This is a genomic window from Halobacterium rubrum (genome assembly GCF_021729015.1).
GTDB lineage: Archaea > Halobacteriota > Halobacteria > Halobacteriales > Halobacteriaceae > Halobacterium > Halobacterium rubrum.
Map to the genome: position 1 here is coordinate 281,620 of NZ_JAJQQZ010000003.1, position 12,900 is coordinate 294,519.

A 12,900-nucleotide genomic window follows, 5' to 3' on the forward strand; every position below is an offset into this window, starting at 1 on the left:
ACGGCAGCACGCTTAATATAGTGGAGTAAAATTACGATAATTAAGACCATGGACGACCTCACTGGATTCCAGCGGGACCTGCTCGTCGTCGCAGCCGGACTCGACGAGCCCAACGGACTGGACGTCAAAGACGAGCTCGAGACGTACTACACGGCCGACATCAACCACGGTCGGCTCTACCCCAACCTCGACACGCTCGTCGAGAAGGGCCTCCTCGAGAAGGCCAAGGCCGACGAGCGAACGAACCGCTACCTCCTCACGGACCGCGGCGAACGCGAACTCCGGTCCCGCCGCGAGTGGGAAGACCGCTACGTCGACGACGTCGGGAGAGACGACGACGACGACGAGGACGACGAGCGCACCGTCCTCGCGAACTGACGCGGGGCCGCCGCTGCCGCCGACTCAGCCACCGAACCGGACGGAAGATTCACCAGTGGGCCGCCCGAACCGGGTGGTATGCCAGCAGAGTCCCTCGCCGCACACATCCGCACGCTGGATGCCGGCGAGCTCCGTTCGGTCGTCCACTACGACGGCGACGACTACGACACCGTCTTCCAGGCCGACCGCGTTCGCGACGAGTTCGCAGAAGTGGAGTACGAGGAAGTCGCGAAACACCTCGTTCTGAAGGGCCTCGACGACGGCTTCGAACAGCCGGAGTTCGCGCGCTTCGGCCACCTCGACGCCACCGTCCGGTGGTTCCACGACGTCGTCGCCTTCCAGGTGCCGCTGGACGACTGGTCCGGCGTCATCGTCACCTTCGACAGGGACTCCATCGAGGACACCAGCGCGCTCGTCGACGAGCTGCTCGCGTTCGTCGACGAGCAGTTCCACGACGACGCCGCCGAGGAGGCGTCCGCCGACGACGTGGCCAGCGAGTTCAGCGAGGAGTTCGGTCAGTAGGACTGCCAGTCCGTCCGCCCCCGTCCGAGTCCCACCACGCGTACCTCTGTCCCGCCCTCGCTGCGTCTCGTCTGCACCATCGCGTCGTACAGCGGCGCCAGCCGGTCGAAGGCCTCCCGGTTGCTCGTGTCGAGCACGCCGAGCCCGAGCCAGCCGAGCCGCTCGACGTGCCCCGCGTACACGTGCAGGAACCGGAAGACGCGCCGCACGTCGGCGTACATCAGCATCGTCGACACCGTCGACACCGCGAACCGCGTTCGGGTGCCCTGCCGTTCGAGGTGCTTGAAGATGCCGCCGAGCCGGATCCCGATCTCCGTGACGTCGCCCGGCGACGGCACGTACTTCACGAGCTCCGAGTCCTCGGTGGTCTCGCCGCTCTGCCGGGTCACGCAGTCGACGATGCCGCCGCGGCCCGCCTCGACGGCGTCCCAGACGGCCGGCGAACGCCGCCGGATTCCCTTCACGGAGTCTCTCGTACCGACAACCACGGCGCCCTCCTCGCGGTCGCAGCCCGACTCCAGCAGCGACCGGGCGAGCTCGCGCTTGTGTGTGAGCGGCGGTCCCGCGACGAGGAGGTTCGTCCCCTCTGGCACAGTGTCCACGGGCAACTGGTCGCCGACGTCGTACTCCGTCACGCCTCCTCGTACTCGGGCCACTGGAAAAAGGATTCCTCCCTCCGGCGCCCGTGGGGTGACCTCTCGAAGCGTCGCTCCCGGAGCGTCACTCGCGCTCGGCCCGGATTTCGGCTGCCAGCCCCCGGGCCGCTTTCTGCACCGACTCGTCGCTGGACGTGGTGGGCTCCCAGCCCAGCGCGGACAGCTTCTCGATGGACAGCCGCATCTTCGGCACGTCCCCGGTCCAGCCGCGGTCGCCGCCCGTGTACTCGTACTCGGGGTCGACGCCGAGCTCCTCGGCGACGATGTCCGCGATGCGGTTGACCGACGTCGTGGTTCGCGTACCGAGGTTGTAGACGTTCAGGTCCTCCTCGGCGTGCTCGACGACGTGGGTCATCGCGTCCACGCAGTCCTCGACGTGCAGGTAGGACTTCTCCTGCCGGCCGTTCCCCAGTATTTCGAGGGTCTCCGGGTCGTCCAGCAGCTTCTCGATGAAGTCCGGGACGACGTTGCCGCGCTGGCGGGGACCGACGATGTTCGCGAACCGGTACACCCACGACTGGATGCCGTGGCTGTGCGCGTACGTCGAGACGATGCCCTCGTCGGCGAGCTTCGACGCGCCGTAGATGGAGATGGGTTCGAGGGGCGCGTAGTCCTCGGGCGTCGGCATCGGCGCCTCGCCGTACACCGTCGACGACGACGTGAACGCGAACTTGTCGACGCCGACCTCGTGCATGCGCTCGAGGACGTTGTACGTCATCTCGCCGTTCTCCTCGAACAGCTGCCGGGAGTCGTCGTAGTTCGTGTCGGTGTACGCCGCGAAGTGGAAGACGATGTCCACCTCCTCCGTGATGGCTTCGGCGACGTCGGCCTCCTCGGTGACGTCGAGTTGCCGGAACTCGACGCCGTCCGGGACCGCCTCTCGGCTCCCCTTCGAGAGGTCGTCGACCGCGAGCACGTCGTTGTCGTCGGCCAGCGCGGCCGCGAGGTGGCTGCCGACCAGCCCGGCCGCGCCCGTGACCACGACCCGTTTGTCCGATAGCTCCATACTCGACGCTCCGGGCGGCCGGCCAAGTGCGTTCTGGTTACCGGCCGGCGACCACGTCCTCGCTGTACGTCCAGAGGCGCGCTGCGAGGTCGTCGTCCCGGGCCTGCTCGCTCGGTGTGACCGGCTCGCAGTCCCGGTAGTACGCGCCGCCATCGACGGCGTCGACAGCGGCGAGGAACGTCGGCGTGACCGCAGCCGACGCCGCGGTGTCGACGCGGCCGAACGTGAGCGGGCGCGGGACAAGCGAGAACACGGTCATCGCGGCCCGGACCGGCAGTGAGCTGTGCCGCCAGAGGCCGCTGGCCGGGACGAACCCGGGGTGACACGCGACCGCCTCGGGGCCGTCCCAGCGACGGTCGAGTTCCCGGGCGAACAGGACGTTCGCGAGCTTCGACCGCCCGTACGCCGCGAAGCCGTCGTAGTCCTCGCTCGTGCGGAGCTCCTCGAACACGAGGTCGCCACGCCGGTGGACCTCGGAGGCGACGGTGACGACCCGGCCGTCGTCGGCGACGTGGTCGCGGAGCCGGGTCGTGAGCGCGAACGGCGCGAGGTGGTTGACGTGGAACGTCGCCTCAACGCCGGCGTCGGTCACCCAGCCCTCGTCGAAGTGGGTGCCGGCGTTGTTCACGAGCACGTCCAGTCCGTCGGTGTGCTCGCGGACCTCGTCGGCGAGGCCCGCGAGGGCGTCGAGGTCGGCGAAGTCGGCGCGCAGGAACAGCGGGTCGGCACCGACGGCCCGGAGTTCGTCGGCGACCGCTTCGCCTCTGTCGCGGTCACGGCCGTGGACGAGCACGCGAGCGCCGAGGCGGCCGAGCGCGAGCGCCACCTCCCGGCCGACGCCGCTCGTCGCACCCGTCACGAGCGCCGTGGTTCCCGTCAGGTCGCGGTGGTGCACGCTCGCTCCGTCTTCTGGTCGCATACACCGGGCTTCGACTCCCAGTCCCTCAATCCCCCGCTCCCGCGGCGGTGGCCGCCGCCCCTCACCTGACGACCGTGACGGGAACCGGCGCGTTCTGCACGACCTTCTTCGCGATGTTCCCGACGAACAGGCGCTCTCGGAGCGTGCTGCTGTGACTGCCTAGCACCACGACGTCGTGGTTCTCGGCGTGTTCGACGATGACGCTCGCGGGCTTCCCGAGCCCGACTTCCGCACCGACCTCGACGCCGTACTCGTCGGCGAGCTCCCGCGCCGGCCCGAACACCTCCTGGGCCTCCTCGGCGATCGCCTGTTCGACGTCCTCCTCGAGCGCGAGGCTGGACGCCGACCCCATCATTCCCGACGGCTCGCCGGCGACGTACAGCAAAGTGATGTCGTCCTGCCCGCCGTGTACGTCGAGCGCGTACTCCAGTGCTCGAGTCGCCAGTTCCGAACCGTCGACCGGCACCAGAACGCGTCGTGTCATACCCCTGCTAGAGACTGGCAGGGGATAACGTCTCGCCCTAGAACCCCCAGATGGGAACGAACCGGAAGGCGAGGTAGGCGCTGGCCGTGCCGACGACGGGCACGAGGTTCTGCATCGCGATGACTCGGACCGTCGTCCCCGGGTCGAAGAGGTCGCCAGCACTCGGGATGTCGGCGGCCTCCTCCTCGCCGATGTCGGGGACCGCCTCGTCGGGGTCGTCGGCCGCCAGGCCGCCGACGGAGACCTGGACGTCCTCTTCACCGGTCATCGCACCCTGCACGCTCACCGGCCGCGTCGCACGTCCCCAGCCGAGCCCGACGATGCTCACCGTCGCGATGACGACGAAGCTCGCGGGAATCCCGATGGCCGAGAGGAAGATGACCAGCGTCGCGCTCACCGACGCGACAACGATGGCCGCCGTCAGCGGCAGCTCCGTGATGTCGCTGCCCATCGTCTCGAGGGTGCGGCGCGCGATGGTGAACGACCCGACGCCGACCGCCGCACACCCCAGCAGGATGGCGGGGTTCATCTCCACGACGCCGCTGCCGACCAGCGGCGCGATGGCGTTCGCGATGTTCGACGTCCCCGAGGAGAACGCCATCAGGCAGCCGATGGTGATGACGGTGACGACGCCGAACAGCTCCCGGCGGTTCGTCGTCTCCTCGGGCCGCGGCACGGGCACCGCGCCCGACCGGTCGAACACCAGCAACGGCCCCCTGCTGCGCTCCATCGCCACCCGCCGGTGGAGGCGCGCGTAGAAGTACCGGCCGATGATGAGCGACACCCAGAACCCGATGACCGGCGCGACCACCCACCAGATGGCGATCTCGCCCATCACGGCGACGTCGAGTGCGTTCCGCGCGAGGCCGAGGCCGGCGATTGAGCCGACCGCCGTCATCGACGTCGACGCGGGGACGCCGGCGTAGTTCCCGACGAACAGCGCGAGCCCGATGAAGAACAGCACGCCGATGCTCGCCTCCAGCGTGAAGATGCCGGGCTGGCTGAGGAGGTCGGTGCCCAGCGTGTCCACGACCCGGCGGCCGAGCGTCCACGCCCCAATGAAGAAGAACAGCGTCATCAGGCCGGCTGCGGCCGGCTTCGACAGCGCCTTGGCGCCGACAGCCGGCCCGAAGGCCGGCCCGGTCGTCGAGCCGCCGACGTTGAAGCCGACGAACGCCGCGACGACGAGCCCGGCGCCGAGCAGGACGCTAACCACGGTCCGGCCCTCCGTGCGTCGGCGTTCCCCCAGTCACGACGCCACCTCGTCTCTCGACTCCGTTTCGTCGTCGTCGTCGCCGTCGTCGTCCGATTCGTCGGTGTCGTCCGTCGAGCTGCCTGCGGCTGCTGCTTCCGCGAGGCGTTCGTCCACGGTCTCTTTGACCGTCTCCTCGACGGTCTCTTCGACCGTCTCCTTGACGGACGTCTCGACCTGCTCCTCGACGGATTCCTTGACGGACTCCTCGACGGTCTCGGAGACGGTTTCGTCGACCTGCTTCTCGACGGACTCCTTGACGGATTCTTCGACGGTCTCGCCGACGGTTTCGTCGACAGTCTGCTCGACGGACTCGCTTACCGTCTCGTCCACCGTCTTCTCAACCGTATCCTCCACGGTCTGTTCGACGGTCTCGCCGACGGTTTCGTCGACTGTCTGCTCGACGGTCTCGCCCACCGTGTCCTCGACGGTCTCGCTGACCGTCTCGTCGACGGTCTGGCTGATCGTCTCGTCGACCGTCTTCTCCACCGTCTCGCCGACCGTCTGCTCGACTGCCTCGTCCATCGACTCCTCGACCGACTCGCTGACCGTCTCGTCGACGGCCCGGGTCATCCACTCGGGGTCGAAGCGCGCCATCTTCCACGCGATGTGAAGGATGTACGCCGCAAGCACTCCGAACCCGAACGCGACACCCGTCTGGGTCCCGACCTGCAGAATCAGGCCGACGGCCGCGAACAGCAACACCCCGTACGCGAGGTCGGTCAGACTGTCGACGCGACTCGGATTCACGATACCACCACCACACGAGCGTCGTGTGGAACTCTGTGCCAGCTACGGCGTGACGTACTCGGCGACAATGTTGTATCCAGATACCGTCCCGAGTGGGATAGTGATTCCGATGGGGTAGGGTGGGGTACGCGAACGCGGCCCACTCTGCGGCGCGCATCCGAAACGCGTACCCCGGCGGGCCGACTGCCGGGACGTATGCAGGGGGAACCCGAGGTCGCCGTGCTCCGGTACGGCCACCGGCCGGGCCGGGACGACCGCATGACGACACACGTCGGGCTGACGGCGCGCGCGCTCGGCGCCGACCGGGTGCTGTTCCCGGACAACGCCTCGCAGTCCGCCGAGACCGTCCGGGACATCACCGGCCGGTTCGGCGGGCCGTTCGACGTCGAACTCACCGAGGAACTGAACGCGACCGTCGAGAACTGGGACGGCGTGGTCGTCCACCTCACGATGTACGGCGAGCGCGTGCAGGACGTCGAGACCGAGGTCCGCGACGCCAACCGGGAGGAGCCGCTGCTGGTCGTCGTCGGCGGCGAGAAGGTGCCGGGGGACGTGTACGAGGCCGCCGACTGGAACGTCGGCGTGACGAACCAGCCCCACAGCGAGGTCGCGGGACTGGCGGTGTTCCTCGACCGGCTGTTCGACGGCCGCGAACTCGAACAGGACTACGAGAACGCGGAGCGCCGCGTGATTCCCGAGGAACTCGGCAAGCACGTCGTCGACGTCGGCGACGAGACGGACGGCGACGGCGAAAGAGCGGCTGCCGGCGACGGTGACGGACAGGCAGCGGGCGGCGACCCCGAGCCCGAGAACTGACTGGACGGCCGTCGGCAGTCCAGCGTACGGGCGTTCACGGCCTCGCAGCGCCCGCGAGCGCCCCCGGAGTGACAAGACTTAATGGCGCTCCGGCCGCCGTTTCCTACAATGGCTTTTGAGGACCTGCTGGACGACCCCGTGGTGCAGAAGTACCTCCACGAGCTGGTCGGACCGAAGGGGATGCCGGTCGCGGCCGCCCCGCCGGACGGCGAGGTGACGGACGAGGAACTCGCCGAGCGGCTCGGTCTGGAGCTCAACGACGTGCGGCGCGCGCTGTTCATCCTCTACGAGAACGACCTCGCGACCTACCGCCGGGTCCGCGACGAGGACTCGGGGTGGCTCACGTACCTCTGGACGTTCCAGTACGAGAACGTCCCCGAGAACCTCCGCGAGGAGATGGAGCGGCTGCTGGAGGCGCTCGTCGAGCGCCGCGAGTACGAGCTCCAGAACGAGTTCTACCTCTGTGAGGTGTGCTCGATCCGGTTCGAGTTCGGGGAGGCGATGGACCTCGGGTTCGAGTGTCCGGAGTGTGGCTCCGCCGTCGAAGCGATGGAGAACACCGACCTCGTGGACGCGATGGACGAACGCATCGAGGAACTGCGCTCGGAACTCGCCGTGGAGGCCTGATGGTCGTACTCGCATCCAAGGTGTACGTGGAGGGCGACGCCCGCGAGCGCGCTCTCGACGGCCTCCGGTCGCTGGTCGACAACGACGTCGGTGGCCTCGACGTCGAGTTCGAGGTCGGCGTCCGCCACGACGACTTCCCGACGGTGACGCTGGAGGGCCCCGACGAGGTGGCGGCGCGGAACGCGCTCGCCGAGACGTGGGGCGAGATCACGCCGGAGTTCGAGGCCGGCGAGACGTACGTCGGGACTCTCGAGTCCTGGGACGCCGACGGCTTCGTGCTGGACGCCGGCGAGGACGTGCGGATTCCCGCCGACGAGTTCGACCTCGGGCCGGGCAGCCCGAGCCAGATCCGGGAGCGATTCGGGCTCTTGCAGCACGTGCCGCTGACGTTCGTGTACGGCGGCGACGGCGAGTCGCCGTCGCTGGCCGACGAGGAACGCGACCGGCTCTACGACTGGACGCGGGGCTCCGGGCGACTGAACGTCAACAGCGCGACCCGCGGCGAAGTGCGGGCGACGGTGAACCGCGCCGGGCACGCCCGCGACATCGTCACCGTCGAACGCCTCGGTCTCCTCGAGCAGAGCGTCGTCTGCAAGGACTCCACCGACCCGCCGGGGCTGCTGTCCGCGGTCGGGAAGCACCTCCCGTCGGAGCTCCTCGCCGTCGTTCCATGAGCAACCGCTGGGTCGTCGCGCTCGCGGTCGCGGCGCTCGCGGTCACCGCCGGCTGTCTCGGAGCTGGTGGCGGCGGCGGGCCGTCGGACGAACAGCTCGCCGAGGACGCGACCTACGAGTGGGACCGCGACGCGGACGTCCGCGTGAACGTCACCGGCGGTCAGTACGCCGTCGTCGCGGACGTCGACAACCGGAGCGAGGTGAAGTTCGCGCAGCGCGGGGGCTTCGGCGGCCGGAACCCGCTGCAGATCTCGGCGGTGCAGTTCCGGTACCCGAACGGCACCACCGTCGACAGCGAGGACATCGAGGTGTCCACCCAGAACTCGCGGACGGTCGTGACGTTCCCCCAGGACAACGGGACGTTCGCGTACAAGGCGCCAGCGGGCAGCCGGCAGGTGTCCGTGCAGGTCGGCTTCGAGGGCTCTCACGAGCTCGTGCTCCCGGCGGGGATGCGCGTCTCCTTCCCGGTGCTCGGGTACGTCGAGCCCGCCGGGTTCGAGAAGTCCGTCGAGGACAACCGCGTGCACGCCAGCTGGGAGTCGATGGACGCCGGTACTATCGACGCACGGTACTACCTCGAGCGCGACCTCCTGCTGTTCGGTGGGGCGACCGGCGTGCTGGCGCTGGCAGCAGTCGGCGGCGTGATCTACTACCGGCTGCGAATCCGGCGGCTGGAGGACGAACGCGAGGAAGCCGGGCTGGACGTCGAGAAGTAGGGCGGAGCTTTTCTCGCGGGAGCCCCAAGCCCGGGGCACATGCAGGTGGCGCTGGTGACCGTCGGTGACGAACTGCTCGCTGGCGACACGGTGAACTCGAACGCCGCGTGGCTCGGCCAGCGGCTCGCGGAGCGCGGCGTCTCGGTCGGCCGCACGGTCGTCGTGCCGGACGACGTCGACGCCATCCGCGAGGAGGTGGGTCGGCTCTCGGAGCGATACGACGCCGTGCTCGTGACGGGCGGCGTCGGGCCGACCCACGACGACGTGACGATGGACGGCGTCGCGGCGGTGTTCGACCGGGGAATAGACGAGCACGAGGACGCCGTGGCGTACTTCCAGCGCCACGACACGTACGCGGCCGAGGATCTGACCGACGGGACGACACACCTCCCGGAGGGCGCGCGACTGCTGGAGAACCCGGAGGGCGTGGCGCCGGGGGCGGTCGTGGAGAACGTCTACGTGCTGCCGGGCGTCCCGGCGGAGATGAAGGGGATGTTCGAGACGGTCGCCGACGAGTTCGCCGGCGAGGGGACGTACGTGGAAGTGGTGTCCGTCGACGCGCCGGAGAGTTCACTCATCGACACCGTCGACGCGCTCCGGGACGCCTACGACGTGACCGTCGGCAGCTACCCGGGCGAGGAAGTGCGCGTGAAGATACAGCACCGGGACGCCGACACGACCCGGGAGGCCGCCGACTGGTTCCGGGAACGCGTACAGGAGAAGTGAGGCGACGACGGTCGTGTGGTCAGCGGAAGAGGTACGCCAGCCAGCCGACCGTCAGTGCGAGCCCCAGAATCGTGACGACCCAGCCCGTGAGGTTCGGTGGGAGCGACGAGCCTGCTTCGAGCAGCGTGAACATACGCGTTCGTTCCGAGGGCTCGGTCTTTAACGCTTGGTTCCGGCGGCGCCGCCAGCGGGTTCACGGGCCCGCGTCGTCGACGCACGACGGCGGACTGTGGGGGTAACCGGGCGGCTTTTCGGCCCGGCCGACGGAGTGTCGGGTATGCGTACTGTCGGCGTCGTCGTCAACCCCATCGCCGGGATGGGCGGCCGGGTCGGCCTGAAGGGAACGGACGGGAAAGTCGAGGAGGCCCGCGAGCGCGGCGCCGAGCCGCGCGCTCCGCAGCGGGCACGGGACGCGCTGGCGGCGCTGCACGGCCGCGCGCCCGACACCGAACTGCTGGCGTTCGGGGCGCCGATGGGCGCCGGCGTGGCGAGCGAGGCGGGCTTCGACCCGGTGGTCGTCGGCCAGCCGGCGAACGAGGACGAGACGACGGCCGCAGACACCCGCGCGGCGGTCGAGGCGTTCGTCGAACGAGGCGCCGACCTGATTCTGTTCGTCGGCGGGGACGGCACGGCGACGGACGTCACCGAGACGCTGGGCGAACTGGAGGCAGACGTGCCGGTGCTGGGGGTGCCGGCGGGCGTGAAAGTCTACTCGTCGGTGTTCGCTGTGCAGCCGGAGGCGGCGGGCCGGGTCGCGGCCACGTTCGAGGAGACCGAGTCTCGCGAGGTCAGCGACATCGACGAGGACGCCTACCGCGACGGCGAGGTCCGGACCCGGTTGCGGGGCGTCGTCGAGGTGCCGGTGGCCGAGGACCTCCAGTCCGCAAAGCAGGTCCACTCCGGCAGCACCGGTGCGCTCGCCGAGGGCGTCGCGGCGAGCGTCGAGGACGGCGTGACGTACGTCCTGGGGCCGGGAGGAACCGTCGGTCGCATCGCCGACGAACTCGGTGTGGACGGCTCGCCGCTGGGCGTCGACGTCTACCGGGACGGCGAACTCGTCGTGCGGGACGGCAGCGAGGACGAGATTCTGTCGGCGCTCGGCGACGAGAACGTCATCTACGTCTCCCCGATCGGCGGCCAGGGGTTCGTGTTCGGCCGGGGGAACCACCAGATATCGCCGGCGGTCATCGAGCGCAGCGAGGTCAGAGTCGTCGCGTCGCCGCGGAAACTCGACGAGACCGGTGTGTTGCGCGTCGACACCGGCGACGACGCGGTCGACGAGTCACTCCGCGGGTGGACGAAAGTGCGAGTCGGTCGCTTCGAAGAACGGATGGTGAAAGTCGTCTGACGCGGCCGCCTACTCGTCGTCTTTCATCGACTGCAGCTGGTCGATGAGTTCGTCGCTGTCGGCCTCGGAGTCGAAGGAGATCTCGCCGTCGTGGTCGTTCTCGTGGACGTTGACGGCGCCGTCTTCGTCGATGTCCGTGTCCTGGTCCCCCTGCTCGGACTCGTCGTAGCTACCAAAACCCATGATACCACTTAGAGGCGGCTCACGGAAAAACACGCCGGATTCAAGCGACCTTCCCCGTGTATAAGGACCAGAGGGAAAAACTAAGGTCTGTGGCTCCTTCGGGTGGGCCATGGAGACACGGAAGGTCCAGCGGCTCGGGCCGTCGACGCTCGCGATGACGCTGCCGGCGGAGTGGGCCCGCAAACAGGACGTCGAGAAGGGCGACGAGGTCACCGTCCGGGAGAGCGGGAAGGGGTCGCTGGCGGTCACCCCGGAGTCCGCCCGCGGCGAGGACACCGAGGCGACCATCCACGCACAGAACTTCGATGCTGACGCTGTCGAGCGTGCCATCGTCGGCCAGTACGTGCTCGGCCGGCGGGTCATCCACGTCGAGAGCGAGGACGCGCTGGAGTCCGCGCACATCAACGCCGTCTACAAGGCCGAGACACAGCTCATGGGCCTCGGCGTCGTCGAGGAGACCCCGAACCGGATCACCATCCGGTGCTCGGTCGACCCCGAGGACTTCGACCTCGACAACCTCCTCGAACGCCTCGAGAACACCGGCTCGACGATGCGCGGCGAGGCGGTGAAGGCGCTTGCTCACGGCAACCCCGACCTCGCACAGCGCGCGCTCAACCGCGAGCGGCAGGCGAACAAGATCTTCGTGCTCATCCTCCGGCTCATCTTCACCGCCTACCACGACCCGAGTCTGGCGCGCGCCGTCGGCCTCGACGAGGGGTTCCCGCTGGTCGGCTACCGGAGCGTCGCGAAGAACCTCGAGCTGGTCGCGGACAACGCCGAGGACATCGCGGACATCGTGATGGAGACCGACGGCCACACGCTGGACGTCGACCAGGCGACGATGCGCCGCATCCGCGAGTTCACCGACAAGGTCGACGACGTCACGGCGAACGCGGTCGCGGCCGCCGTCGACCGCGACTACGACGCGACCATCGAGGTCCGCGAGCAGTTCGCCGAGATCGAGGACCGCGAGGGCGAGATTCTCGACGACCTCCCGGAGATGGACAACGACGACCTGCTGGAGGTCCGGGAGGTGCTGGTGAGCCTCCAGCAGTCCGCCCAGTACTCGATGCGGAACGCCGAGATCGCCGCGAACCTCGCGCTGAACGAGCAGTCCGACCACACCACCATCAACTGAGGTCGGGCTGTTCGACCGTCTGCCGCCAGTACTTGTCGGTCAGGTACTTCTCGTGGACTGCCCGGTGACCGAGCAGTTTCGCGACCCGCCCGGCCGTCGCCCAGAGCGCTCGCTGGACGACTGACGGAGCGACCTGCAGGCGGGTCTCCGCGCTGACGGCCTCGCTGGACACGAGTGCGTGCAGCGCCCCGGGTTCGCCGTACTCGCCGTCGGCGCCGAACGCGCCCTCGTGGTCGAGCCCGGAGACGGTGTACTGCGTGTGGACGGTCTTCGCCCACGGCGGCTCGACGCGGAACGCCACGATGCCCGCTGTCTCGTTCGCGAAGTTGTGCGTGACGCCGGGGTCGACCGTGTGTGAGTCGCCCGGGGAGAGCGTCCGTTCGTCGCCGTCGACGGTGACCGTCAGCTCGCCGCGCAGCGACTCGAAGGTCTCGTCGCGGGTTCGGTGGACGTGCGGCGGGAGGACTGTCGCGTCCGGGGCGAGCCAGACCACCATCTCTGGCCGGTCGGCGTGGGGGTCGTCGAGCAGCACGGACCACAGTCCGCTGCCGGGCGCCGAGGCGAGGGCGTGCGGCGACGCCTCGAGGAGGTCGGCGGCGCGACTGTCGGGGTCCAGTTCCAGCGCGGGACCGTCTGTCGGCTCGCCGCCCTCGTCGAGCGGGCGGCCGGTCGTGTGGAGGGACACGCCCGACGACTACTTCGAGG

The 12,900-nt window shown here is 69.2% G+C and carries 17 protein-coding genes; 9 read left to right on the forward strand and 8 right to left on the reverse strand.

What is annotated here, in order from left to right; translation table 11 throughout:
• Positions 1-48: 48 nt before the first annotated feature.
• Together LT971_RS12860 and LT971_RS12865 are read left to right on the forward strand one after the other, a co-directional pair.
• The gene (locus LT971_RS12860) at positions 49-378 is read left to right on the forward strand and encodes a helix-turn-helix transcriptional regulator (protein ID WP_237007341.1); all 330 of its coding nucleotides are present in this window, start codon (positions 49-51) and stop codon (positions 376-378) included.
• Positions 379-456: 78 nt separating this feature from the next.
• The gene (locus LT971_RS12865) at positions 457-900 is read left to right on the forward strand and encodes a DUF7522 family protein (protein WP_237007342.1); all 444 of its coding nucleotides are present in this window, start codon (positions 457-459) and stop codon (positions 898-900) included.
• Here the strand turns inward: LT971_RS12865 and LT971_RS12870 are convergent.
• The 6 genes from LT971_RS12870 to LT971_RS12895 form a co-directional block, all read right to left on the reverse strand.
• Entirely contained in the window at positions 894-1,535 is a 642-nt protein-coding gene (locus LT971_RS12870) for a DUF7504 family protein (RefSeq protein WP_237007343.1), read from the reverse strand. The two genes, LT971_RS12865 and LT971_RS12870, sit on opposite strands and share 7 nt — an antisense overlap.
• A gap of 85 nt (positions 1,536-1,620) precedes the next feature.
• A complete protein-coding gene (locus tag LT971_RS12875) occupies positions 1,621-2,562 on the reverse strand; it encodes an NAD-dependent epimerase/dehydratase family protein (protein ID WP_237007344.1) in 942 nt (313 codons plus the stop codon).
• Between the two features lie 37 nt (positions 2,563-2,599).
• Positions 2,600-3,481 (reverse strand): SDR family NAD(P)-dependent oxidoreductase, encoded by an 882-nt coding sequence (locus tag LT971_RS12880; RefSeq protein ID WP_237007345.1) that lies wholly within the window; start codon positions 3,479-3,481, stop codon positions 2,600-2,602.
• Positions 3,482-3,542: 61 nt separating this feature from the next.
• Positions 3,543-3,965, reverse strand: coding sequence for a universal stress protein (locus LT971_RS12885; RefSeq protein ID WP_237007346.1), 423 nt, complete (start codon positions 3,963-3,965; stop codon positions 3,543-3,545).
• Positions 3,966-4,002: 37 nt separating this feature from the next.
• The gene (locus LT971_RS12890; protein ID WP_237007347.1) at positions 4,003-5,181 is read right to left on the reverse strand and encodes an inorganic phosphate transporter; all 1,179 of its coding nucleotides are present in this window, start codon (positions 5,179-5,181) and stop codon (positions 4,003-4,005) included.
• 33 nt (positions 5,182-5,214) lie between these two features.
• The gene (locus LT971_RS12895) at positions 5,215-5,967 is read right to left on the reverse strand and encodes a hypothetical protein (RefSeq protein ID WP_237007348.1); all 753 of its coding nucleotides are present in this window, start codon (positions 5,965-5,967) and stop codon (positions 5,215-5,217) included.
• Between the two features lie 195 nt (positions 5,968-6,162).
• Between LT971_RS12895 and LT971_RS12900 the strand changes: the two genes are divergently transcribed.
• From LT971_RS12900 to LT971_RS12925, 6 genes are all read left to right on the forward strand, one after another.
• Positions 6,163-6,783, forward strand: coding sequence for a tRNA (cytidine(56)-2'-O)-methyltransferase (locus LT971_RS12900; RefSeq protein ID WP_237007349.1), 621 nt, complete (start codon positions 6,163-6,165; stop codon positions 6,781-6,783).
• 108 nt (positions 6,784-6,891) lie between these two features.
• Positions 6,892-7,410: a transcription factor gene (locus LT971_RS12905; protein WP_237007350.1), complete on the forward strand. Its 519-nt coding sequence runs from the start codon at positions 6,892-6,894 to the stop codon at positions 7,408-7,410.
• Entirely contained in the window at positions 7,410-8,084 is a 675-nt protein-coding gene (locus LT971_RS12910) for a DUF2110 family protein (protein ID WP_237007351.1), read from the forward strand. Before LT971_RS12905 ends, LT971_RS12910 begins: the two co-directional genes overlap by 1 nt.
• Positions 8,081-8,800: a DUF5803 family protein gene (locus LT971_RS12915; protein WP_237007352.1), complete on the forward strand. Its 720-nt coding sequence runs from the start codon at positions 8,081-8,083 to the stop codon at positions 8,798-8,800. The genes LT971_RS12910 and LT971_RS12915 overlap by 4 nt, the downstream gene beginning before the upstream one ends.
• Before the next feature lie 39 nt (positions 8,801-8,839).
• Positions 8,840-9,526 carry a competence/damage-inducible protein A gene (locus LT971_RS12920; protein ID WP_237007353.1) on the forward strand — a complete coding sequence of 229 codons (687 nt, stop codon included), beginning with the start codon at positions 8,840-8,842 and terminating at the stop codon, positions 9,524-9,526.
• Between the two features lie 277 nt (positions 9,527-9,803).
• Positions 9,804-10,874, forward strand: coding sequence for an ATP-NAD kinase family protein (locus LT971_RS12925; RefSeq protein ID WP_237007354.1), 1,071 nt, complete (start codon positions 9,804-9,806; stop codon positions 10,872-10,874).
• A gap of 9 nt (positions 10,875-10,883) precedes the next feature.
• Here the strand turns inward: LT971_RS12925 and LT971_RS12930 are convergent, their stop codons facing one another.
• The gene (locus tag LT971_RS12930) at positions 10,884-11,057 is read right to left on the reverse strand and encodes a DUF5786 family protein (protein WP_237007355.1); all 174 of its coding nucleotides are present in this window, start codon (positions 11,055-11,057) and stop codon (positions 10,884-10,886) included.
• Between the two features lie 109 nt (positions 11,058-11,166).
• Here LT971_RS12930 and LT971_RS12935 point away from each other — a divergent pair, with 109 nt between their 5' ends.
• Entirely contained in the window at positions 11,167-12,195 is a 1,029-nt protein-coding gene (locus LT971_RS12935) for a phosphate signaling complex PhoU family protein (protein WP_237007356.1), read from the forward strand.
• Here the strand turns inward: LT971_RS12935 and LT971_RS12940 are convergent.
• Positions 12,188-12,880, reverse strand: a complete 693-nt coding sequence (locus LT971_RS12940) for a cupin domain-containing protein (protein WP_237007357.1) — start codon at positions 12,878-12,880, stop codon at positions 12,188-12,190. The two genes, LT971_RS12935 and LT971_RS12940, sit on opposite strands and share 8 nt — an antisense overlap.
• Positions 12,881-12,900: the final 20 nt, after the last annotated feature.

What these genes read in the sequence shown, in the direction of transcription:
- LT971_RS12920 (WP_237007353.1), top strand. Translation starts at nt 8,840, where the DNA reads ATGCAGGTGGCGCTGGTGACCGTCGGTGACGAACTGCTCGCTGGCGAC.
- LT971_RS12885 (WP_237007346.1), bottom strand. Translation starts at nt 3,965, where the DNA reads ATGACACGACGCGTTCTGGTGCCGGTCGACGGTTCGGAACTGGCGACT.
- LT971_RS12860 (WP_237007341.1), top strand. Translation starts at nt 49, where the DNA reads ATGGACGACCTCACTGGATTCCAGCGGGACCTGCTCGTCGTCGCAGCC.
- LT971_RS12910 (WP_237007351.1), top strand. Translation starts at nt 7,410, where the DNA reads ATGGTCGTACTCGCATCCAAGGTGTACGTGGAGGGCGACGCCCGCGAG.
- LT971_RS12900 (WP_237007349.1), top strand. Translation starts at nt 6,163, where the DNA reads ATGCAGGGGGAACCCGAGGTCGCCGTGCTCCGGTACGGCCACCGGCCG.
- LT971_RS12905 (WP_237007350.1), top strand. Translation starts at nt 6,892, where the DNA reads ATGGCTTTTGAGGACCTGCTGGACGACCCCGTGGTGCAGAAGTACCTC.
- LT971_RS12875 (WP_237007344.1), bottom strand. Translation starts at nt 2,562, where the DNA reads ATGGAGCTATCGGACAAACGGGTCGTGGTCACGGGCGCGGCCGGGCTG.
- LT971_RS12865 (WP_237007342.1), top strand. Translation starts at nt 457, where the DNA reads ATGCCAGCAGAGTCCCTCGCCGCACACATCCGCACGCTGGATGCCGGC.
- LT971_RS12925 (WP_237007354.1), top strand. Translation starts at nt 9,804, where the DNA reads ATGCGTACTGTCGGCGTCGTCGTCAACCCCATCGCCGGGATGGGCGGC.
- LT971_RS12880 (WP_237007345.1), bottom strand. Translation starts at nt 3,481, where the DNA reads ATGCGACCAGAAGACGGAGCGAGCGTGCACCACCGCGACCTGACGGGA.
- LT971_RS12930 (WP_237007355.1), bottom strand. Translation starts at nt 11,057, where the DNA reads ATGGGTTTTGGTAGCTACGACGAGTCCGAGCAGGGGGACCAGGACACG.
- LT971_RS12915 (WP_237007352.1), top strand. Translation starts at nt 8,081, where the DNA reads ATGAGCAACCGCTGGGTCGTCGCGCTCGCGGTCGCGGCGCTCGCGGTC.
- LT971_RS12935 (WP_237007356.1), top strand. Translation starts at nt 11,167, where the DNA reads ATGGAGACACGGAAGGTCCAGCGGCTCGGGCCGTCGACGCTCGCGATG.